Source organism: Streptomyces adustus, assembly GCF_009377175.1.
Classification (GTDB): Bacteria; Actinomycetota; Actinomycetes; order Streptomycetales; family Streptomycetaceae; genus Streptomyces; species Streptomyces adustus.
In genome coordinates this window covers 1-20,804 of the sequence record NZ_VJZD01000173.1, presented here as the reverse complement: position 1 = coordinate 20,804, position 20,804 = coordinate 1, and the positions used below count along the sequence as shown (strand labels likewise).

Genomic DNA, 20,804 nt, shown 5'->3' with positions numbered 1-20,804 from the left:
CGCCCCCACCGCGATCGCCCGGCCTGCGCCGCCCGCCCCCGAGGATGCCGCGGGCGAGCTACCGCTCCCGGAGGGCGAGGAGGAGTCCAGCGGGGCGGACTTGCAGCCCGCGAGCAGCAGGCAGGACAGCGCCACGGTGGACACGGCGCGGAAGGTGGACGGCATGACAGCCCCTCAAGGTCAGACGACGACTGGCCAGATGCTGCCCTAAGTGGTCGTTGCCGTAGCCCGCGGGGTGGGGCGCACCGACGCACATCCGGCGGGCACCGCCCCAAGCTCACAGCCACGAACCCGGCCTCGCCACGGGACAACACCCCGTCAAGACGAGATCATCCACCGTGATTGTGTCCCCCTGCGCAGCCGGAGCGGAGATACGGCCGGGTCAGGCCGTCGGACCAGACAGCGAGCAGCACTGTCGCGCCCAGCAGCGTCTACGTCATCGGCACCGCTGACGCACCGCCCCCGTTCATCGCTGCCCATCGACCGGATCGCCGCCGACCGGCCCTTCTACTCGGGCAGACACAAGAAGCACGGCCTGAACGTCCAGGTCCTCGCCGACCCGGCCGGACGCCTGCTATGGGCTTCACCCGCCCTGGCCGGTGTCATCCACGACATCCGCGCCACCCGCAAACACGGCATCCTCGAAGCCCTTGCCTCCGCAGGCATCCCGTGCTGGGCGAACAAGGGCTACCAGGACGCCAGACCGGCTGTCCGCGTGCCGTTCCGAGGCCGATGGGAGAACCTGTCCGAAGGCCAGCAGGCCGTGAACCGCTCTCAGGCCAAGATCCGGGCCCTGGTCGAACCCGCCGTCGCCACCCTCAAGAACTGGCGGCTCCTGCGTAAGCTCCGATGCAGCACCACCCGCATCACCAGCCTCATCCAGGCCGTCCTCACCGTCCACCTCACCTGCTCAAAATGAGGTTGGAAAGGGCTCAGGAAGTCTGGTACCGAGAGGCTGTCCGATGATCCAGCGCAGTCATCGCCGACACGGGAGAGGGCCAGTTCCTGACCGGACCCGATGTGCTGGTAGCGGCCCGAACTTCTTAACCTGTCATCGCTAATACCAGGCGGTCGTGCCTTTGTCCATTCACGGCCGACCGGCCCGTGTCGAAGGCCATGATGGCCTCCATGCGAATCGGGGGCGCAGACATCGGCTCGTGTGGCGGGCCATCATGTTGCTCGGCGGCCTCACCGTCACGGCCTGCGGCGTGTGGCTGGTGTACGCGCTGACGCACGGCGGTCTGAACCCGGCCGACACCGCTGGCGTGATCATCCCGGTTTCCCCTCTTTCGCCGTGTTCGCACGAGTACGGTGTCGGTGCGGTCGCCGAGGGCGGCGGCAGGGGGAGGGGCTGTTGTGGGGCAGCAGTTGGCGCGGGTGCCGTTGGACGGTGGGGGCTCGATCCTTGTCGAGGCAGCGGACGGTGCGGCTGGGCCGGTAAAGGCGGGCCGGGTCGGGGACGCGATCCGTGATCTGCCAGTGGGGCTGAGCGCGGCTCTGGAGCCGGTCACCGATCTGGCCCGCACTGTGCTGAGCCGGTTGCGCGACGCGCGGCCGACGGAGCTGGAGGTCGAGTTCGGGATTGATCTTGCCACGGAGGCCGGAGTGATGATCACCAAGACGGCCGCCAACTGCCACCTGACGGTGAAGATGGTGTGGCGCAAGGACGACACCGACCCCGGGCCATCTCCTGCGACGAGCGACGCGACCTCGAACTGATCCGGTGGACGCCGAGCACGAGGCCTCCAAGGCCGATGTTCTGACTGCTGCTGTCGCCCAGGTGTGTGACGGAGACGGGGCGGTGGTGGGGACGGGCTTCCTGATCGCCGAGGATCTGCTGATCAGCTGCGCGCACGTCCTGGTGGACGGCGCGTACGGTCCCGGTGATGTGGTGTCGCTGGTCTTTCCGCGTGTGCCCGGCGCCCCGTCGGTGCGGGGGCGGGTGCTGAAGGACGGATGGCGCGACCCGGAGAAGCAGGACATCGCCCTGGTACGACTGGAGCACGTACCGACGGGCACCGCCCCATTGTCGCTGGGATCGACGGCGGGCTGCCGCGGGCACCGGATTCGCTCGCTTGGCTTCCCCGAGCAGGCTCCGCCGGGCGGCCACTTCGGGTTCGCCACGGCCGGAGCGGTGCTGCCGGGCGCCGACAGTGCCGGTGACCTGCTACAGCTGACGGGGGCCAACGATCTGACCACCGGGTTCAGCGGCGGGCCGATCCTCGACGAGACGACCGGCCTGGTGGCGGGCATGCTCACCGCGATCACGGTCCCCGACGGCTACGACCGGGGCCAGGGCATCGCCTACGCCACTCCGAGCGCGGTGCTGCGGGAGGCGTGGCCTGCGCTCGAAGTGGGCGACGTGTCACCGTATCGGGCGCTGGAGCCGTTCACGGCCGAGCACGCCCGTTGGTTCCGGGGCCGCGAGGAGGCGGTGCGCCGGGTGGTGGCGGGCCTGGCGGGCGGCCGGCGGGTGGTGCTGCTGCTTGGGCCCTCCGGGTCGGGGAAGTCCTCGCTGGTCCAGGCGGGGGTGCTGCCCGCATTGGCGGCCGGGCGGCTGCCGGGCAGCGACCGCTGGCGCCAGGTGGTCGCGCGGCCGGGTTCGGACCTGTCGGCTGCCCTCGAGCAGGCCGGCCTGCCCGGAGCCGGAACTGCGGGGGTCGAGGCGGCCGTGATCGGGCTGCTGGCCGCCGACCCGGCCCACGACCGCGTGGTGCTGGTCATCGACCAGTTCGAGGAACTCCTCGCAACCCCCGCCGAACCGCAGGCCCTTCAGGCGCTCGCCGACATCGCCGAGGCGATCCGGTGCGACGCCCCGCTCAACGTGGTCCTCGTCATGCGCGACGACTTCTACTCCCGGCTGTCCTCCCTGGCTCCCGAACTGCTGGAGGTCGCCCTGGAGGCGCGGGGCGTGCTCAACGTTCCCGCCACGCTCACTGCCGACGAACTGGATGCGATCGTCACCGGGCCCGCCAAAGACCTCCAGGTGGGCTTCGAACCCGGGCTGGCGCAGCGGATCGTCTCCGACGTCCTGGCCCTCGATCCCGACACGGCAGCGGACCTCGAGGCGCCGGTCACCGTGCTGCCCCTGCTGGAGGTCGCCCTCACCCGGTTGTGGGAAGGCCGCCTCGACCACGATGGCTACCTCACCCACGACGCCTACCGCCGCATCGGCGCCGTGACCGGCGCGCTGGCCAAGTGGTGCGACGACGCACTCCGCGAACTCGACCAGCGGCAGAAGGACATTGCACAGCGGATCCTGACGGCCCTGGTCCGCCCCGCCGACGAAGCCCTGCGCATCCCAGCGGCACGCCAGCAGCTCCCGCTCGACGAACTGCGCGACCTGGCCGTCGCTGACAGCACCCAGGTCGACCTGGGGTACGTCGACGAAGTACTGCTCGACCTGGCCCTCGCCGACGATACCCGAGCCGTCGACGAAGTCCTGGCTGTGCTCTGCCGGCACCGCATCGTCACCACCTACCGGGTGCGCGAGTCCAGGCAGCCGCGCAACGCGGAGGGGACCCCGATGGCCGAGCTGATCCACGACGCGCTCGTCCGAGACTGGGACGCCCTGCGCGGCTGGGTCAAGAAGGACGCCCGGTTCCACGCCTGGCGCCACCGCCTCCAGGACCAGTACGCCCGCTGGCAGGAACACCGCAATCCCCAGGACCTGCCCGCCGGAACCCTCCTCGCCGAGGGCATGGACTGGTCGACATCCCCCCGCCTGCCAGCCGACCTTAAAGCCTTCCTCAGCGCTGGCCACCGACGCCAGCAGACCGCGGTCCGGCGCAGCCGGCGCCTCAACACCGTCCTGACCGCTGCCCTCGCCCTCGCTCTGATCGCCTCCGGCGTGGCCTTCTGGCAACGGCAGACAGCGATCACCGCCCAGCAGGCCGCCCAGTCCCGGCAGCTCGCAGCCCAGTCCGCCTCTCTGAGCGGCACAAACTCCGACCTCGCCGCTCTCCTCGCGGTCGCCGCCTATCGCACCAGCCCCACTGCGGAAGCCGCTGCCAGCCTTAGCACCGCCGCGAACTTCCCACTACGCCAACGCATCCCTGACGGCGGCCTCATGTTCTCGGTGGCGTTCAGCCCCGACGGACATACCCTCGCCACCGCCAGCCACGACAACATCGTGCGCCTACGGGATGTGGCCACCGGCAGTACCAAGGTCCTTCGCAGAGGCCCCGCCTACGGCGCGGTGCTCTCGGTGGCGTTCAGCCCCGACGGACGCACCCTCGCCACCGCCAACGACAACATCGTGCGCCTGTGGGACGTGGCCACCGGCAAGGCCGGTACCACTTTCATCGGCCACACCAGCACGGTGCTCTCGGTGGCGTTCAGCCCTGACGGACACACCCTCGCCACCGCTGGCAGCGACGGCACCGCGCGGCTGTGGGACGTGGCCACCGGCAAGGAGATCGCTACCCTCACCGGCCACACCAGCGCGGTGACCTCGGTGGCGTTCAGCCCCGACGGACGCACTCTCGCCACCGCCAGCTACGACGGCACCGCGCGGCTGTGGGACGTGGCCACCGGCAAGGCCGTCACCACTTTCACCGGCCACACCAGCATGGTGCTCTCGGTGGCGTTCAGCCCCGACGGACGCACCCTCGCCACCGCCAGCTACGACCGCACCGTGCGCCTGTGGGACGCGGCCACCGGCAAGACCATCACTATCCTCACCAGTCACGACGGCCCGGTGACCTCGGTGGCGTTCAGCCCCGACGGACGCACCCTCGCCACCGCCAGCAACGACAACACCGTGCGCCTGTGGGACGCGGCCACCAGCAAGGAGATCGCTACCCTCACCGGCCACACCAGCGCGGTGACCTCGGTGGCGTTCAGCCCCGACGGACGCACCCTCGCCACCGCCAGCAACGACCGCACCGTGCGCCTGTGGGACATGGCCACCGGCAAGGCCGGTACCACCTTCAGCGGCCACGTCGAAGCCGTGACCTCGGTGGCCTTCAGCTCTGATCGGCGCACCCTCGCCACCGCGGGCAACGACAACACCGTGCGCCTGTGGGACGTAGGCACCGGCAGAGCCGTCACCACCCTCCATGCCACGACCTCGGTGGCGTTCAGCCCCGACGGACGCACCCTCGCCACCGCCAGCAACGACAACACCGTGCGCCTGTGGGACGCGGCCACCGGCAAGACCATCACTATCCTCACCAGTCACGACGGCCCGGTGACCTCGGTGGCGTTCAGCCCCGACGGACGCACCCTCGCCACCGCCAGCAACGACAACACCGTGCGCCTGTGGGACGCGGCCACCAGCAAGGAGATCGCTACCCTCACCGGCCACACCAGCGCGGTGACCTCGGTGGCGTTCAGCCCCGACGGACGCACCCTCGCCACCGCCAGCAACGACCGCACCGTGCGCCTGTGGGACATGGCCACCGGCAAGGCCGGTACCACCTTCAGCGGCCACGTCGAAGCCGTGACCTCGGTGGCCTTCAGCTCTGATCGGCGCACCCTCGCCACCGCGGGCAACGACAACACCGTGCGCCTGTGGGACGTAGGCACCGGCAGAGCCGTCACCACCCTCCATGCCACGACCTCGGTGGCGTTCAGCCCCGACGGACGCACCCTCGCCACCGCCAGCAACGACAACACCGTGCGCCTGTGGGACGCGGCCACCGGCAAGACCATCACTATCCTCACCAGTCACGACGGCCCGGTGACCTCGGTGGCGTTCAGCCCCGACGGACGCACCCTCGCCACCGCCAGCAACGACAACACTGTGCGCCTGTGGGACGCGGCCACCGGCAAGGCCGTCACCACTTTCACCGGCCACACCAGCGCGGTGAACTCGGTGGCGTTCAGCCCCGACGGACGCACCCTCGCCACCGCCAGCAACGACAACACCGCGCGACTGTGGGACGTGGCCACCGGCAAGGCCGTCACCACTTTCACCGGCCACACCAGCGCGGTGAACTCGGTGGCGTTCAGCCCCGACGGACGCACCCTCGCCACCGCCAGCTACGACGGCACCGCGCGCCTGTGGGACGCGGCCACCGGCAAGGCCGTCACCACTTTCACCGGCCACACCAGCGCGGTGAACTCGGTGGCGTTCAGCCCCGACGGACGCACCCTCGCCACCGCCAGCAGGGACCGCACCGCGCGACTGTGGGACGTGGCCACCGGCAAGGCCGTCACCACTTTCACCGGCCACACCAGCGCGGTGAACTCGGTGGCGTTCAGCCCCGACGGACGCACCCTCGCCACCGCCAGCAACGACAACACCGCACGGCTGTGGTCCTACACCGCGCCGACGGCCGCAATCAAGGCAATCTGCGAAGCCGTTGCCCGTGACCTCACCCCTGAAGAGAAATCGGCATATCTGCCCACGCAGTCCACGGAGACCATCTGTCCAGAGTGAAGTGCCGCCGCCCGCAGGATGACGCGAACCGTCGAACCGGGGTCACCTGCTCGCATGCAACCCGAGCCGCCGTCAGAGCCGATCTCCACAGCCGCTACTGCCTCCATCAACCCGCTCGACATCGACCAGCCCCAGGGCCATCGGCACCTCCGGCCCTCGCGTACATGCCGCAAGCGACCGTGAGCCTTTTCCAACCTCAGTTTGAGCAGGTGAGGTGGAGTAGGTGTCCCCGGCCACGCGCACACCCGTAGCACCGGGAAGAGAAAGAGCCGGCACCCGCACCCCTCGTGAAGAAATCCGCTCAGGCGGCGGAACCCTCAAAGCCTACGGGCTCCGACCGACATGCGGCCTCGGCCCGTACCATCGCCCCCGCGGTGATACCGCCGGACCACCCCAGCAACCTGCCCACTGCGACCCAGCACCAGCCGACCTGGACGCCCAAGGAGCATCACGCGCTGTCGCTGCCGCCCTGCGCATCGCGCTGGCCTTCAGGGCTAACTCGTGCTGGACACCCAACAGTTCCGCACCGCCGACCGGACGGGCCTCACCACCTCGGTACGGAGCTCACACATGTGACCAGTGCAAACTCTCAGCCGCTATAACAGTCGGCGCGAGAATGACCTGGACTTTCGTCACTGACGTCAGCAGCAGGTGAGCACTATTCATCAGTGCCAATCACCAGTTCACCAAGGCTGCGCCACTGACATTCAAATGACGATTCCTAACTGACACTCCCCTGCAGACCAGCACTGCGGCGACGAAATCGGGTCTATCAGGAATTAGGTGTGGTTCGTCTGTTTGGCTTACAGGTTCCCTCTTGGAGGGTTCGGCCTATACCTGATTGGCGGTAAGGCGTCCGTCGAATAGGACGTCGAACTCGTTGAGGGCTGCTTTCCAGCGGTTGTTCCAGCGCTGCCGTCCGCGTCCTGTTGGATCGAGGGCAAGTGTGGCGAGGTAGAGCCGCTTGAGGGCCGCGGTCTCGTTCGGGAAATGTCCGCAGGCTTGTGCCGCCCGCCGGTAGCGCGCGTTCAGGCTCTCGATGGCGTTCGTCGTGTAGACGACCTGCCGAATCGCGGGCGGCAGCGAGAGGAAGGGTACGAACTCATTCCAGGACCTTTCCCAGATCCCGCTGATCGAGGGATACCGGCTGTCCCACTTTTCTCCGAACTCGGTCAGCCGACGCCGTGCCTGGGCTTCGTCGACCGCGGTGTAGACCGGTTTGAGATCGCGGGCGATCTCGGCCGTATCCCGTCTCGACGCGTACCGCATGCTGTTGCGGATGAGATGAACAACGCATGTCTGTACGACGGTTTGGGGCCAGATCGCGCCAACGGCCTCGGGCAGTGCGGTCAAACCGTCACAGACGAGCATGAGGACGTCTTTCACACCGCGGTTGCGGATCTCTGTCAGGACGGTCTGCCAGTACTTGGCTCCTTCGCCGCCCTGCCCGGTCCACAGGCCGAGGATCTCCCGGTACCCGTCCGCGGTGACCGCAATCGCTACATATACCGGCCTGTTGGCGACCTGACCGTCCCGGATCCGCACATGGATGGCGTCGATGAACACCACCGGATAAACCGAATCGAGCGGACGAGTACGCCATTCCGCCATCGATTCCAGAGCCTTGTCCGTAATCGTGGAGACTGTTTCCTTCGACGTGGCCATCCCGTAGACCTCGGCGAGATGAGCCACGATCTCCCCGGACGTCAGTCCTTTCCCGGTGAGCGAAAGGACCATCTCGTCCAGGGCGCCGGTCCGCCTGGCGTATTTCGGCAGCAGCCCGGGACGGAAGGTCCCGAGCCTGTCACGCGGCACGTTCACCACCACCGGACCGACCTCGGTCATCACCTTCTTCGCCCGGTACCCGTTGCGCATGTTGCCGCCCGAACGCGATCCCCGGCCTCCGGCCCGCGCCGATTCCTCGGCCAGGTGCAGGTCCATCTCCGCCTCGAGCGCAGCCTGCATCAAATGCTGGGCGAGCTCCGGAAGAATTCCGCCCTCGCCCATCAGCCGCAGGCCGCCGGCAGCCGTCTTCTCCGCCGCAAGCGCGGCCAGCTCCTCCAGCAGTTCGACCGACAGACCGTTCTCCGACACCGGCATCGACTTCACACCAGAACCCTCAGCAGCCTCATCAGCCCTGGCAAGCGACACACCGTCGACCAGCCCGATCGTGTGACCCGTCGTCGTACCCATCAGATGACTCCTTCGTGGAAGGAACCCACCTAATTCATGACACTCCCACGAAATCTCTCCGTCGTTCGTGGCCAGGCGCATGTCACTCGGTTCGATGCGGGGCTTTCGCTGCTGTGGAGCGGGGCTCAGCCCTTGGTGCGCTCGGTGATCCAGCGGGCGGCGAGGAGGCCGGAGGCGGCGGTGAGGATGGCGGCGGCGATGACGGTGGCGTTCAGGCCGAGGGTGTCGGCGAGGATGCCCGCGAGGAGTGCTCCGGCGGCGTAGCCGATGTCGCGCCAGAAACGGTAGGCACCCAGGGCGTTGGTGCGCCAGGCGGGGTGTGCGTGGTCGGATACGGAGGCAATGAGGGCGGGATAGACCATGGCGGTGCCCAGGCCGAGAACTACGGCGGACAGGACGCCGGCTTGCAGAGGATGGCTAAGCAGGGCGAGGGCGAGGATGAAGCCTGTTGCTTGGACGAGCATGCCGGTGACGATGAGGGGTTTGCGGCCGATGCGATCGGCGAGGTGGCCGGCGGGGATCTGGCCGATGCCCCACAGGATGGGGTAGATGCCTTTGATGAGGCCGACGGCGGCGAGGCCGAGGCCGTGGTCGGTGAACAGCAGGGGGAAGACGCCCCAGGTGAGGCCGTCGTTGAGGTTGTTGACGAGTCCGGCCTGGCTGGCGCCGCGCAGTGAGCGGTCGCGCCAGGAGGTGCGGATGAAGGTGGCGGCCAGGCCGGTCTTCTCGCTGCTGGGTGGGGGCTTGGGGTGCTGGGCGAGTTCGAGGGCCATGTGGGCGGCGGTGTCCCGGACGGTGAGGGACAGGGCCAGGCCGGCGGTGACGAACACGACGCCGAGGAGTTCGGGGACGGGGCGCAGGCCGTAGCTGGTGGCGAGGTAGCCGGTGAGCAGTGCGGTCGCGCCGACGGCGGTGTAGCCGGCGGCCTCGTTGAGGCCGGTTGCCAGTCCGCGGCGGGCCGGTCCGACTAGGTCGATCTTCATGTTGACGGTCATCGACCAGGCCAGGCCCTGGTTGAGGCCGAGTAGGACGTTTGCGGCGATGATCCAGCTCCAGGACGGCGCCCAGGCGAGGATGAAGGGGACGGGCACGCCGAGCAGCCAGCCAGTGAGGAGGAGCTGCCGTCGGCGGAAGCGCGCGGTCAGGGCTCCGGCGGCGAGGTTGGTCAGGGCCTTGGTGAGACCGAAGGCGATGATGAACGAGAAGACCGCCAGATCGCTGGTCAGGCCGAAGATGTCGGTGCCGATGAGCGGCACGGTGGTGCGTTCAAGTCCCACGAGGCCGCCGACGGTGACGTTGACGACGACGAGGAGGGTGAACTGGAGCCGGTTCTCCCGCAGCCCGAGGCGCACGGCGGGCCTGCCGGGCCGCTGGGGCGTGGAGGTCTGCGTCATGGGTGGGCGTCCTTGCGGTGTGCGGGTGGCGGGCCTGGCCAGTACCGGTGCGGCGGGCGGGAAAGAACCGGCGGAGGGTTCAGAGGAGCGCGTCAGCGAGCATGAAGGCCACGACCGCGAGCAGGGCGTAGGCGAAGAGGCGCTGCAGCGTGTTGCCACTGAGCCGTTGTGCGTGGCGTTTGCCGTCCCAGGCGCCGAGGATCGCGGCGGCGGTGAAGGGCGCAATGACGGACCAGTCCAGATGTATTCCGGTGCCGGCCCGGGCGCCGAGCGCGGCAATCGAGTTGATGGTGATGACCAGCAGGCTGGTGCCGATGGCCCGGCGCATGGGGAGGTTCAGCACGCGTGCCAGGGCCGGCACAGCGAGGAAACCGCCGCCCACGCCCAGCAGCCCGGTCACGGCGCCGAGTCCGGCACCGGCGGCGCCTGCCTTGAAGGGGCGCACCTCGCCTGCGGCCGGGGCGGGTACGGGGCGCAGCATGCGCAGTGCGGCCAGTCCTGCGACGGCGGCGAAGGCGATGGTCAGCCCCGCCTGCGGCAGATTGCCGGCGGCCGTGCTGGCGAGCATGGCCGGGACGATGCCCGCCGCCGCGAAGAGCAGCCCGGTCCGCCAGACCACGTTGCCGTCGCGGGCGTGCCCGGTGAGCGCTGTGATGGACGTCAGGGTGACGATGATCAGACTGGCGGTGATCGCCTCCGCTGGCGGCATGCCGATCAGGTAGGTCAGGGCAGGGACGGCCAGGACGCTGCCGCCACCGCCGAGGCCGCCGAGTGCCAGGCCGACGACGGCTCCGGCGACGAGCGCGAGGATCAGGGCGGTCATGCCACCAGGCCCTCGTTGCCGCTGCCGTCGAGGACCGAGTACCCGGCCCCAGCCCACTGCTGCATGCCGCCCTTGACGTCCACCGCGTCCGCGCCGCGCGCACGGAGCAGCTCTACGGCCTGCTGTGAACGGTTTCCGCTGCGACATATCACCACCAGCGACCGCCCCTGGGCAGCCTGCGGCAGTGCGGCCCCCGCGACCAGAGCAGACAGCGGTGCGTGCATTGCGCCGGGCGCCCGCCCGGCGTCCCACTCGCCCCGCTCACGTACGTCCAGCAGGACGGCCGGGGCGTGGGCGCCCTGGGTGCGCCTATGGGCCTCCTTGACGGTGACACGTTTCTCGCCTTGGGAGAACAGGGACATCACAGGACCTCTCAAATGCAGTCGCGCAGGAAGTTCATGCAGGAATCAGGGCGGGCACCGATTGCCCGGCGGACGTGTGCGGCATCGGCCGACTGCCTACTCATCTGGTGACGACCGGCAGTCCGGCAGCGGTGGCGGAGCCGGAGCCTCGTCGACGGCGACCACGTCACGGCCGGCGGCGTCGAAGAGCGAGGCGGCGGCACTTCCCACCGGAGGGATCGCCGGCCAGGGTCAGTGCGCGATGCTCACGACCGGTTCCGGAGGGAGGCGATGACAGTTCGGATGTCGGTGCGCGGGCCGCGGTTGTAGGGCAGCTTGGAAAGCATCATGCCCATGGCGCAGGTGTTGCTGAGCGCGGCGAAGGTCAGCCCGGCGCCGATCGCGGTGCCGATCAGGTGCACGCCGGGGACGAAGAAGCCCACGACGCCGCTGACGAGCACGATCGAGCCGGCGATGAGACGGACCTGGCGTTCCAGCTCCCAGCGCTGCTCACCGCGGTTGACAGGGGCGCCGGAAGCCTCCCAGGCCATCATGCCGCCGTCGAGGACGCGCAGGTTGGGCAGGCCCGCCTCGGCGAGCGCCTCCTCGGCCTGCGTGGCGCGGGCGCCGGAGCGGCAGACCAGCACCACGTCCTCGTCCAGGTGCCGCCCCAGCTCCATGCGGTGCTCGCGCAGGGTGTCCAGCGGCACGTTGTAGGCACCAGGGATGTGACCGGTCTGGAACTCGCCGGGTGTCCGCACATCGAGCAGGCGGGGGCCGTCGCCGGTCTTGATCAGGTACTGAAGAGCGGCGGGGGTGAAGGCGGGGGTGCGGGAGGCGTCGGTGGTCATGAGAACTACTCCGTGGAGGGGAAACGAAACAGGGACGGGAAGGTGGAGAGCCGGCACGCCCGCGCGAGGGGCGCCAGGGCACGTGGAAGCCCCGTGCGGGACGTCGGCAGCTGAAGGAAGAGGGAGAGAGTGTCGCGTCAGGCGGCGGGCGTGTTGAGCAGGGCCCAGGCGGCCCAGCCGCCGAGTACGTCGGAGACGTCCTCGAAGCCCTGGTGGCGCAGCAGGCTTGCGGCGATCGACGAGCGGTGACCGCCCGCGCAGTGCAGGACCAGCGGCTTGTCGCGCGGGATCTCGTCGAGACGGCCGGGGAGCTCACCCAGCGCGATGTGCAGGGCACCCTCGATGAACCCGTTCTCCCCGCGCTCGCCGCAGTTGCGGACGTCGAGGACGACGGGCGGGTTCTCACCGTCCAGTTCGGCGCGCAGCTGTGCGGCGGTCAGACGGCTGGCCGGGGCGACCACGTCAGCCATCGCCTCCAGGGCTTCGTCGGGGGTGTCCAGGTACCCGGCGACGTGGTCGAAGCCGATCCGGGCGAGCCGCGTGACGATCTCCTCCTCACGCTCCTCCGGTGCCACGACCAGCAGCTCCGCGTCGAGCGGCAGCACGGTGCCGGCCTGTTCGGCGAACCGGCCGTCGGCGGGGACGTTGACCGCGCCGCGCAGGTGACCGGCGGCGAACTCCTGAGGGTCACGCGCGTCGACGACCACCGCGCCCGCGACACGCCGGGCCAGGAAATCCTCCGTGCTCAGCGCCTGCGGCGCACTCGCCGGGTCGAACAGCGCACGCTCCCGGCGGTTGAGGTCCGCGTCGTAGGCGAAGTACCCCGGAGCCGCAGACTGCCCGGCGGTGACGATCGCGACGAAGTCCTTCTCGCTCATCGGCGCGCACGCGTAGTTCGTCGCGCGCTGCTCGCCGATCGTCGACTGCCGCTCGGTGGACAGGTTCTTGCCGCAGGAGGATCCGGCGCCGTGCGCGGGGAACACGCGTACCTCGTCAGGCAGGCCCATCAGCTTGTGCTGCACGCTGCCGTGCAGCATCGCGCCCAGCTCGTCGGCGGTCACCCCCACTGAAGCCAGTAGATCGGGGCGGCCGACATCGCCGATGAACAGCGCGTCACCGGTCAGCACCCCGTACGGGACCGCGTCCTCGGCACGCTCGTACACCAGCACGCTGATCGACTCCGGCGTGTGGCCCGGGGTCTCCATGATCTTCAGCGTCACCTCACCGAGGCTGATGGTGTCGCCCTCGGCCAGCTTGCGGATCGCGTACTCGGTCTCGGCCCGCTGTCCGTAGCCGATCCACGCGCCGGTGCGGGAGGCCATCTCCAGGTGGCCGGCGACGAAGTCCGCGTGGAAGTGCGTGTTGATGACACCAACCACGGTGAAGCCGCGAGCCTCGGCATCGCTCAGGTACTCCGACACGTCCCGGCGCGGGTCCACGACCACGGCCTGCCCGGTGGACTCGTCGGCGATCATGTACGACGCCTGGGACAGGCACTCGAGGTAGTACTGCGAGAAGAACACGGAGACCTCCAGAACAAGACAGGGCTTATACCCCGGGGGGTATTAATCGGGGCGTGAGGCGGCCTGGCGCGGTGATGACGCACAGGGCGGGGGCGGAATGCAGCTCTCGGCCCACCGGGGCTCGACTCGGCGACAGCCGCGACCCCCGGACCGCAGTGGATACCCCATGGGGTATTACACATTCGACCGTACGTAGCCCTGCCTGCATTGTCAAATACCCTGGGGGGTATCAAGAGGCAGAGGGGGAACCGTCCGGCAAGCACAAACCAGGGGCGAGCGCCGACAGGCACCTTGAAGCCCGGCGACGCGACACGCGGCACCGGGCCATCGAAGGCCGCCCGCGGAATGAACCTCGCGGGAACCGCACCGGCGGGTTCCTGGACTCCCCCACGGGAGGGGCACGCTTCAGCGCCGCCGCCGCACAGACCCCGCGCGGCGCAAGCCGCCGGCCGACTGAAGTCCGGATTAATACCCCTCGGGGTATTGTTGCGGAGATTGAAGGAGGATGACGTGCAAGTAGACGAAGAATCGATGCGACCCGTCCTGAACCGGCTACGCCGGGCTCAGGGCCAGCTGGCCGCAGTGATCACAATGATCGAGGCGGGCCGCGACTGCAAGGACGTCGTGACACAGCTGGCCGCCGTCTCCCGCGCCTTGGACCGGGCCGGATTCAAGATCGTCGCCAGTGGGATGCGCCAATGCCTCGCAGGAGACCCTGACACCCCGCCCATGTCACAGGAGGAGCTGGAGAAGCTCTTCCTCGCCTTGGCGTAACCATCAGCGGGGCCACGCGACACGGCCGTCTCCCCTCAACACCGTGGGCGGTGGTCGCCTCGACGGCCAGGCTGGTGTTGCCGGTGTTCTTGAGGGTGTTGTGGATCCGGCCGTAGGCGGTACCGGCGTCCAGGGTGGCCGGGATGCCTCGGGCGGCACCGACGGTGATGCCGCCCTGCTGCGTGCTCAGCGTGGCGTGCCGCCTGCGGCCTCGGTGACAGTCAGGTCGCCCTTGAGGGTGCTGATCTCGCCGGGGCCGTTCAAACGGCCGACCGCGACGGTGGCGTCCAGTCCCGTGAGGCGGACGCCTGCCGCCTCGTCGAGCTCGACCGGTGCGTGCGCGCCGTCGAAGACGACGTGCCCGAGGCGTCCCACACCGTCCAGCTGGGCGGCGACCGACTCGGACGTCAACCGTGGAAGTGCCGGTACCTCTGCGGGCACCAACTGCCTTCAGGCGGTGTGGCGCTGAGGCTTGGTTTCGTCGGCGGTCGGGGCGGCAGCTTTGCCCGGCAGGAAGATCAGGGCGACGACCGCGCCGGCCAGGGCGACAGCCGCCGCGCCTGTGGCGGTGATGTGCATGGCGTGGATGAAGGCGTCGTGTGCGGGCTGTATCAGGGCTCGGCCGGCTGGTCCCAGCTTCTCGGCGACGGCGAGGGTCGCCTGTACGGATTCGCCTGCCGCGTGGCGGTCGGAGGCGGGCAGCACGTCCAAGTGGCCGTTGATGCCGTTGCGGTAGGTGGTGGACAGCAGTGACCCCAGTACGGCGATGCCCATGGCTCCGCCGACCTGCCGGAAGGTGTTGTTGACCGCGGACCCGGAGCCGGCCTTCTCGCGCGGCAGTGACGACATGATCATGACGGTGGCGGGGGGCATCACATGCGCCATGCCCGTGCCCATCAGGAAGAACAGCACTTCCAGCACCCAGATGGGGGTGTCCTGGCCGAGCAGCAGGAATCCGGCGAAGGCCACGGCGGTCAGGACGAGACCGCCGGCGCAGACGGCGCGGATGCCGAAGCGGGCGACGACCAGCCGGGCCCGCGGTGCGAAGAACATCTGGGAGACGGCCAGTGGCACCACCAGGAGGCCGGACTGCAGGACGGTGTAGCCGCGCACGCTCTGGTTGTAGAAGACGCTGAAGAAGGTGACGCCCATGAGGGCGAAGAAGACCAGGCCGATGGCGGCGACGGAGGCGGAGAAGCGCCGGTTGCGGAAGTAGGTGACGTCCAGGGCCGGGTGGTCGCTGTGGGCCTCGTACGCCACGAAGCCGGCCAGGACCGTGACACCGGCGAGGATCGTTGCCCAGGCTTCGGGCTTGGTGAAGTCGCCCAGCTGGCCGCCCTTGATGATGCCGTAGACCAGCAGTGCCAGACCGGCGATCGACAGGAGTACCCCGACGGGGTCGAGCCTGTTGGGCCGGGGGTCCTTGGAGTCGGGGACGATCGCTGCCATGGCTGTCATCGCGGCGGCCACGATCGGCACGTTGACCAGGAAGACCGAGCCCCACCAGAAGTGCTGGAGCAGGAGGCCGCCGGTGATGGGGCCGGCGGCGATGGCGAAGCCGACGACGCCGGTCCAGATGCCGATGGCCTTGGGCTGCTCCGCGGGCTCGAAGACGTTCATGATGATCGCGAGGGTGGCGGGCAGGATGAAGGCGCCGCCGAAGCCCATCACTGCGCGGAAGGCGATGAGCTGCCCGGAGGAGTCCGACACCGCGGAGAGTACGGATCCCGCACCGAACACCGCCATGCCGAAGAGCAGCACCTTCTTGCGGCCCAGGCGGTCACCGAGCAGGCCCGCGGTGAAAAGGAGCCCGGCGAAGACCAGCGTGTAGGAGTTGACCGCCCACTCCAGCTGGCTCTGGGTGGAGCCGAGTCCGACCGGTGCGGGCTGGGCGATCGTCCTGGTCGCCACGTTGAGGATCGAGTTGTCCAGCATCACCACCAGGAGGCTGCACGCGAGCACGGCCAGGATGGCCCAGCGCCGGCGGTGGACCACCTCGGAGACACGCCGCTGGACGGGCGCCGTGGAGGGTGCGGGCGCCTTAGGCGTGGAGGACTCGGCGGGGGCGGGCGGTGATGCCACGGGGGACTCCAAGGCTGTCGGTGGTTCGGTGATTGCCTGGCGCAGGGCGTCGGTGCCGGGTCGTGGCAGGAAGAGGCCCTGCCTGGGTTGCCGGGTCCCGGACACCCAAAATAGATGTTGATACAAATCTAAACAGAGGGCTAGGATAGATGGCAAGTGACATCCATTTGAGGAGAGTGATTCCATGGGCCGTGTGTCCCGGGCACAGGCGCAGGAGAACCGGCAGCGCGTCGTCGCCACCGCCTCCCGGATGTTCCGCGAGGAGGGCACCGCGGTCAGCGTCGCCGACCTGATGAAGGCGATCGGACTGACCCACGGCGGGTTCTACAAACAGTTCGCCTCGAAGGACGACCTGGTCGACGAGGCCATCGCCCACGCCTTCGCCGGGCAGGAGGCGCACTCCGCGGCGGCCGGCCCCGATGAAGCCCCCCAAGAGCACGAGGCCGCCCGGCAGAAAATGATCGAGGACTACCTCTCGCCCTGGCACCGCGACCACCCCGGCGACGGCTGCCCCGTCTCCGGATTCGCCGCCGACCTGGGGCGCGAACCCGGCCGGGCCGCCCGCTCCCGCGACCTCTACATCGACGGGATCCGCAACCGCGCAGCCCGCCTGGCCACCAGCGACGACGACGGCATGGCCCAGCTGTGCACCCTCGTCGGGGCCCTCGCCCTCGCCCGCGCCACCCGGGGCAACCCGATCTCCGAAGAACTGCTGCACGCCGCGCGCACGGCCCTCACCGGGGACACCACCGAAGGGTCCGCACCACAGGGCACCGGCTGACCGCGAGCCGGACGGGCCGGCCGGACAGCTCCGGATCCGGGGCGAACGCACGGCAGGAGGCGGCTGCCCGCGGATGCAGCGCGAGGGCCGGCTCACCAGGGTGGTGAGCCGGCCCTTGCGGTTCAGCCCAGGTAGAAGTCCTTGCGGGCGGCCACGAACTCCTCGATCGACTGGGCGGGAGCGCCCGTCACCCGCTGGACGCCGTCGGCAGTGCGGTGATAGCGGTCCTCCCGGTGCAGCCGGGCCATCGTGGCGACATGCTGGACAAGGTGCGGCGCCATCCCCATCTTCACAAGCTGGGCTTCCCACCTGTCCGCGGGCACATCCACATAGGAAACCGGGCGGCCCAGCGCCCGCGAGAACTCCGCGGCCAGTTCACTCATGTCGACCGAGCGGGGTCCGGTCAGCTCGTAGACCTGCCCGACGTGGGCAGCCGGGGCGCGCAGCACGGTGGCGACAGTGCGGGCGACGTCGCGCACTGCGACCGGCGAGGTACGCCCCGCGCCGAACGGCAGAGCGATCGTCCCGCTCTCCTGGATGGACCGCGCCGCCATCATCGTGAACAGCGGAGTATCCAAAAAGGCCGTCGGCCGGATGTGCACCACCGGCAGACCCGACCAGTCGAAGACCTGCTCGGCCAGCCAGTGCAGCCGCTGCTGATGCGACTCCCCGGTGCTGGTGGCGGTCATCTGCGACACCGTCATCTGCGACAGGTCGACCAACGCCTCCAGCTTCCCGTATTCCCTGGCGACAGAGGCCACCACGGCCGCCGCAAGCAGGTGGTCCGGCGACACAGCCATCGCGAAATACATCCGCGCCACACCCTGCAAGGCGGCCGCCACCGTCTCGGGCCGGGTCAGGTCACCGATGACGACCTCGGCGCCGGCCGCCCGCAGCTCGGCCGCCCGCTCGTCCTCGCGCCGGACCATGAACCGCACCGGCACGCCGTGGGCACGCAGATCCTCGAAGACCGCGCGGCCCACACCGCCGGAACCGGGAATGAGAACAAGATTGCTGGCGACCATCGGCCGGACTCCTTCGAGATGACGGAACAACGAGGTTCAGGTGCGGCCGGAGCGGCGGCAGAACCGCCGGCAGGACGGCCCCGCCGGCATCACCGCCGATCCCGCCGACGACGTCAGCGGCTCCGCGGACGGCCGGCTCCGGCCGTCCGCCTCCAGACGGCGGACGGCGGACGGCGGACGGCGGACGGCGGACGGCGGACGGCGGCGCAACGTCCCGACCCGCCAGGTGACCCCACCGACCCCAAATAGATGCTTCTAAAAATCTAAACGGAGGCCAAGATAGATGTCAAGCACCATCTATCTTGGAGGGGGGTTCCCTGAACCGCCCGAACCCAGGCGCGGGAGAACCGGCAGCGCGCCGCAGCCGCCACCCCTCGACGTCCCGCGAGAAGGGCACCACGGTCAGCGTCACCGGCCTGACGAAGGCCACCGGACCGGCGCAGCACGGTACCCGCGCCGGCGTTGCAGTACTGCGCCTCGCATCCCAGGCTCACTCCGCCGGCACCGATGATCGTCACGTCCGGTCGGGACGTCCGGTTCCTGGTCGTCTTCTCCACCAGGACATCGAGGCCGGCCGTCTGTCCGGTGCGGGCCAGGAAGTCCTTCACGGCCGGCCTTGTGCCTGTCGCTCTCCTGCGCTGCCATCTGGTGCACGGTCGGCAGATGGACGGCGCGCAAGCGCCGGACACCGTCAGGGCCACGGCGCTTCGGTACGCACATGCGCGGACTCTTGACCCCGCTCAGTTCAGCCTTGCAGAAGCCTTTCCTTGTCGAGCTCGACAATCCGCTGCAGTCCCGAATGCCATCCCCCGTTAGCCACAGATGTCCCCTACCCGACAGCAGTGCACAGAAGGCGTCCTTCACAGATAGTGCGCACCACTGACAATCAGAACAGGGCCAACAAGTACCGCACACCCGTATCGAACTGACGCAAGATCACATCGCTGACGCCGACCGCGCCCGGACCGTCCGCCACTGCGTCGGCGTCACCACGACTCGGCCTGCAGGAACAGTGTGACTGCCGTGGTGAAGAACCAGATGGAGAACACCAGACACGCAAGCCACAACCCCCACAAGACCCAGCGGACCTCTCGTCGCATACGCATGAGCGGATCATCCCCGCGGTCCCCGCCCTGTCGCAATCTGCCGTGGATGCCAGAGCCTTGTGATCCCCGGCTCTGCAGAGATCAGTCAAGAAGGCTCATACAGGCCGCCGTTCGGTCCTCGAGAAACGCTACGGGTCGTGGTCGGCGGCTGTGGTTGTTGCGCTCCACTGCCGTACCGCATCAGCAGTGGCCGAGGCAGCACGCAGCCCCCATGGCCTCCCCGGTGGACACGGTGGAGCGATTGCGGCCGCTCGCCGAAGTGCATCACGGCCATGGGCAAAACACCTGCTCGATTCGGTCCGGCCCCACGGCCTGCCGACGCAGATCCACTCACCGCCGCATCGAATCCCGGGGCCACGGCTGCGGCACCCGGCCGGTCACCCCGCCGCAGCCGAGACGCCGAGACCGAAGCGCAGGCGCCGGTCTGCCACCGAGGACTGCGGCAGACCGGCGGTGTTTCGAAGTGACTGCGAGAGTGCATGTCGAGCCAGGTCTGGCTACCCGCCCGCCAAACGTGCTGTCAGGTCCATGGCCTCCCGGGTGAGTTTGATGTGCAGGCCGGCGTCGTCCTGTGTGGCGACCTGGGTAAAGCCGCCCTCGCGCCACCAGAACACCGAGGGGCTCAGCGCGCCCGGTGACCGCTCGAAGCCCATGGCGGCGAACCGGGCCACCAGCGGCCGACGGGCTTCGCCTTCCCGCACCTGAGCGAGCAGGACGCGCGGTTCGCGGTCACCCAGGCGCGGTACGGGCTCGGCGGTCCGGCAGGACATTCCCTGCACCCGCGGCACACAAAGCTGCGTCACTGCGCCCGGCAGCCCCAGACCGGTCTGCGTGGGCAGCACAGGGCATGCGGCTGGTGGTGATCCTGGACGAGGACTGTCCGCTCTGGCTGAGGCTGGTCCACCAGCGTCCGCCGTTGCTGTTCCTGCGCGGTGCACCGGTTGAGGACGATCTGCGAATCGCGGTCGTCGGCACGCGTACCCCCGCCCGGAGGGCATCGCCCGTGCGCGCGTCGTCGCGGGCGGGCTCGCCGGGCGCGGTGTCACGGTGGTCGGCGGGCCGGCCGCCGGCGTCGATACCGCCGTGCGTGGCACGGCGCTCGCTGTCGGCGGCCGCACCGTCGCCGTCATCGGTACCGGTCTGCGGTGTTCCTGTCCGGCGCGGAGCGCCCGCCCGGTCCTCTGCCGGTTCTGGCCGGGCGCGCCGCCCTCGAAGGCGTCCGCCCCGGCCGGCCTGGCCCGTGCCGGACGGGCACAGCGGGCGAAACGGGGGCCGTGGCCGCGGATTCATGGCCGTGGCGAGCCGCGGCGTGATGCTCGGGTCCGGCGGCACTTCAGACCAGGATGTCCCGGAGCACCTCCTGCACCTGGGGCATGTGGTCGTTGAGGTAGAAGTGGCCGCCTGTGAAGGTGTGCAGGGTGAAGGCGGCCGTGGTGTGGCGGGACCAGGCCCTTGCCTCGTCCGGGGTGACCTGGGGGTCCGTGTCGCCGGTGAGGACCGTGAGGGGGGTGCTCAGGGGTGGGCGG

General features: G+C 69.5%; 16 protein-coding genes and 1 pseudogene. 6 read left to right on the top strand and 11 right to left on the bottom strand.

Going from position 1 to position 20,804, the window contains the following annotated elements; all coding sequences use genetic code 11:
- Window positions 1-472 precede the first annotated feature (472 nt).
- From FNH09_RS32025 to FNH09_RS49635, 3 genes and pseudogenes are all read left to right on the top strand, one after another.
- Window positions 473-919: pseudogene (locus FNH09_RS32025) on the top strand (transposase family protein); the annotation flags it as partial.
- A gap of 437 nt (window positions 920-1,356) precedes the next feature.
- Complete coding sequence (locus FNH09_RS32020) at window positions 1,357-1,719, top strand: CU044_2847 family protein (RefSeq protein WP_162469398.1); 363 nt, start codon at window positions 1,357-1,359, stop codon at window positions 1,717-1,719.
- A gap of 4 nt (window positions 1,720-1,723) precedes the next feature.
- A complete protein-coding gene (locus FNH09_RS49635; RefSeq protein WP_162469397.1) occupies window positions 1,724-6,385 on the top strand; it encodes a WD40 domain-containing protein in 4,662 nt (1,553 codons plus the stop codon).
- A gap of 831 nt (window positions 6,386-7,216) precedes the next feature.
- Here the strand turns inward: FNH09_RS49635 and FNH09_RS32010 are convergent.
- The 6 genes from FNH09_RS32010 to FNH09_RS31985 form a co-directional block, all read right to left on the bottom strand.
- Entirely contained in the window at window positions 7,217-8,485 is a 1,269-nt protein-coding gene (locus tag FNH09_RS32010; protein WP_202919792.1) for an IS256 family transposase, read from the bottom strand.
- Between the two features lie 218 nt (window positions 8,486-8,703).
- Window positions 8,704-9,972, bottom strand: a complete 1,269-nt coding sequence (locus tag FNH09_RS32005) for an MFS transporter (RefSeq protein WP_152893402.1) — start codon at window positions 9,970-9,972, stop codon at window positions 8,704-8,706.
- A gap of 79 nt (window positions 9,973-10,051) precedes the next feature.
- Window positions 10,052-10,795 (bottom strand): sulfite exporter TauE/SafE family protein, encoded by a 744-nt coding sequence (locus tag FNH09_RS32000; protein WP_152893401.1) that lies wholly within the window; start codon window positions 10,793-10,795, stop codon window positions 10,052-10,054.
- Complete coding sequence (locus FNH09_RS31995; RefSeq protein WP_152893400.1) at window positions 10,792-11,157, bottom strand: rhodanese-like domain-containing protein; 366 nt, start codon at window positions 11,155-11,157, stop codon at window positions 10,792-10,794. The genes FNH09_RS32000 and FNH09_RS31995 overlap by 4 nt, the downstream gene beginning before the upstream one ends.
- Window positions 11,158-11,402: 245 nt before the next feature.
- Complete coding sequence (locus FNH09_RS31990) at window positions 11,403-11,987, bottom strand: rhodanese-like domain-containing protein (RefSeq protein WP_152893399.1); 585 nt, start codon at window positions 11,985-11,987, stop codon at window positions 11,403-11,405.
- Window positions 11,988-12,124: 137 nt separating this feature from the next.
- On the bottom strand, window positions 12,125-13,510 hold the full coding sequence (locus FNH09_RS31985; protein WP_162469395.1) for a rhodanese-like domain-containing protein: 1,386 nt from the start codon (window positions 13,508-13,510) through the stop codon (window positions 12,125-12,127).
- A 531-nt stretch (window positions 13,511-14,041) separates the two neighbouring features.
- On the opposite strand from FNH09_RS31985, the gene FNH09_RS31980 reads away from it, so the two are divergent.
- Window positions 14,042-14,284, top strand: coding sequence for a metal-sensitive transcriptional regulator (locus FNH09_RS31980; protein WP_152893404.1), 243 nt, complete (start codon window positions 14,042-14,044; stop codon window positions 14,282-14,284).
- 186 nt (window positions 14,285-14,470) lie between these two features.
- Here the strand turns inward: FNH09_RS31980 and FNH09_RS47235 are convergent, their stop codons facing one another.
- On the bottom strand, window positions 14,471-14,695 hold the full coding sequence (locus FNH09_RS47235) for a hypothetical protein (RefSeq protein WP_162469393.1): 225 nt from the start codon (window positions 14,693-14,695) through the stop codon (window positions 14,471-14,473).
- Between the two features lie 39 nt (window positions 14,696-14,734).
- Window positions 14,735-16,366, bottom strand: a complete 1,632-nt coding sequence (locus tag FNH09_RS31970; protein WP_420802793.1) for an MFS transporter — start codon at window positions 16,364-16,366, stop codon at window positions 14,735-14,737.
- A 184-nt stretch (window positions 16,367-16,550) separates the two neighbouring features.
- Here FNH09_RS31970 and FNH09_RS31965 point away from each other — a divergent pair, with 184 nt between their 5' ends.
- Window positions 16,551-17,147, top strand: coding sequence for a TetR/AcrR family transcriptional regulator (locus FNH09_RS31965; RefSeq protein ID WP_152893397.1), 597 nt, complete (start codon window positions 16,551-16,553; stop codon window positions 17,145-17,147).
- Between the two features lie 122 nt (window positions 17,148-17,269).
- Here FNH09_RS31965 and FNH09_RS31960 read toward each other — a convergent pair whose 3' ends face one another.
- Together FNH09_RS31960 and FNH09_RS31955 are read right to left on the bottom strand one after the other, a co-directional pair.
- Window positions 17,270-18,172, bottom strand: a complete 903-nt coding sequence (locus FNH09_RS31960) for an NAD(P)H-binding protein (RefSeq protein ID WP_152893396.1) — start codon at window positions 18,170-18,172, stop codon at window positions 17,270-17,272.
- A 1,603-nt stretch (window positions 18,173-19,775) separates the two neighbouring features.
- The gene (locus tag FNH09_RS31955; RefSeq protein ID WP_152893395.1) at window positions 19,776-20,048 is read right to left on the bottom strand and encodes a hypothetical protein; all 273 of its coding nucleotides are present in this window, start codon (window positions 20,046-20,048) and stop codon (window positions 19,776-19,778) included.
- 277 nt (window positions 20,049-20,325) lie between these two features.
- On the opposite strand from FNH09_RS31955, the gene FNH09_RS49000 reads away from it, so the two are divergent.
- Entirely contained in the window at window positions 20,326-20,664 is a 339-nt protein-coding gene (locus tag FNH09_RS49000) for a DNA-processing protein DprA (protein ID WP_476691273.1), read from the top strand.
- Here the strand turns inward: FNH09_RS49000 and FNH09_RS31945 are convergent.
- Window positions 20,612-20,804 (bottom strand): thioesterase II family protein (locus tag FNH09_RS31945; protein WP_238427231.1); only part of this gene is annotated, 193 nt, incomplete at its 5' end. The genes FNH09_RS49000 and FNH09_RS31945 overlap by 53 nt on opposite strands.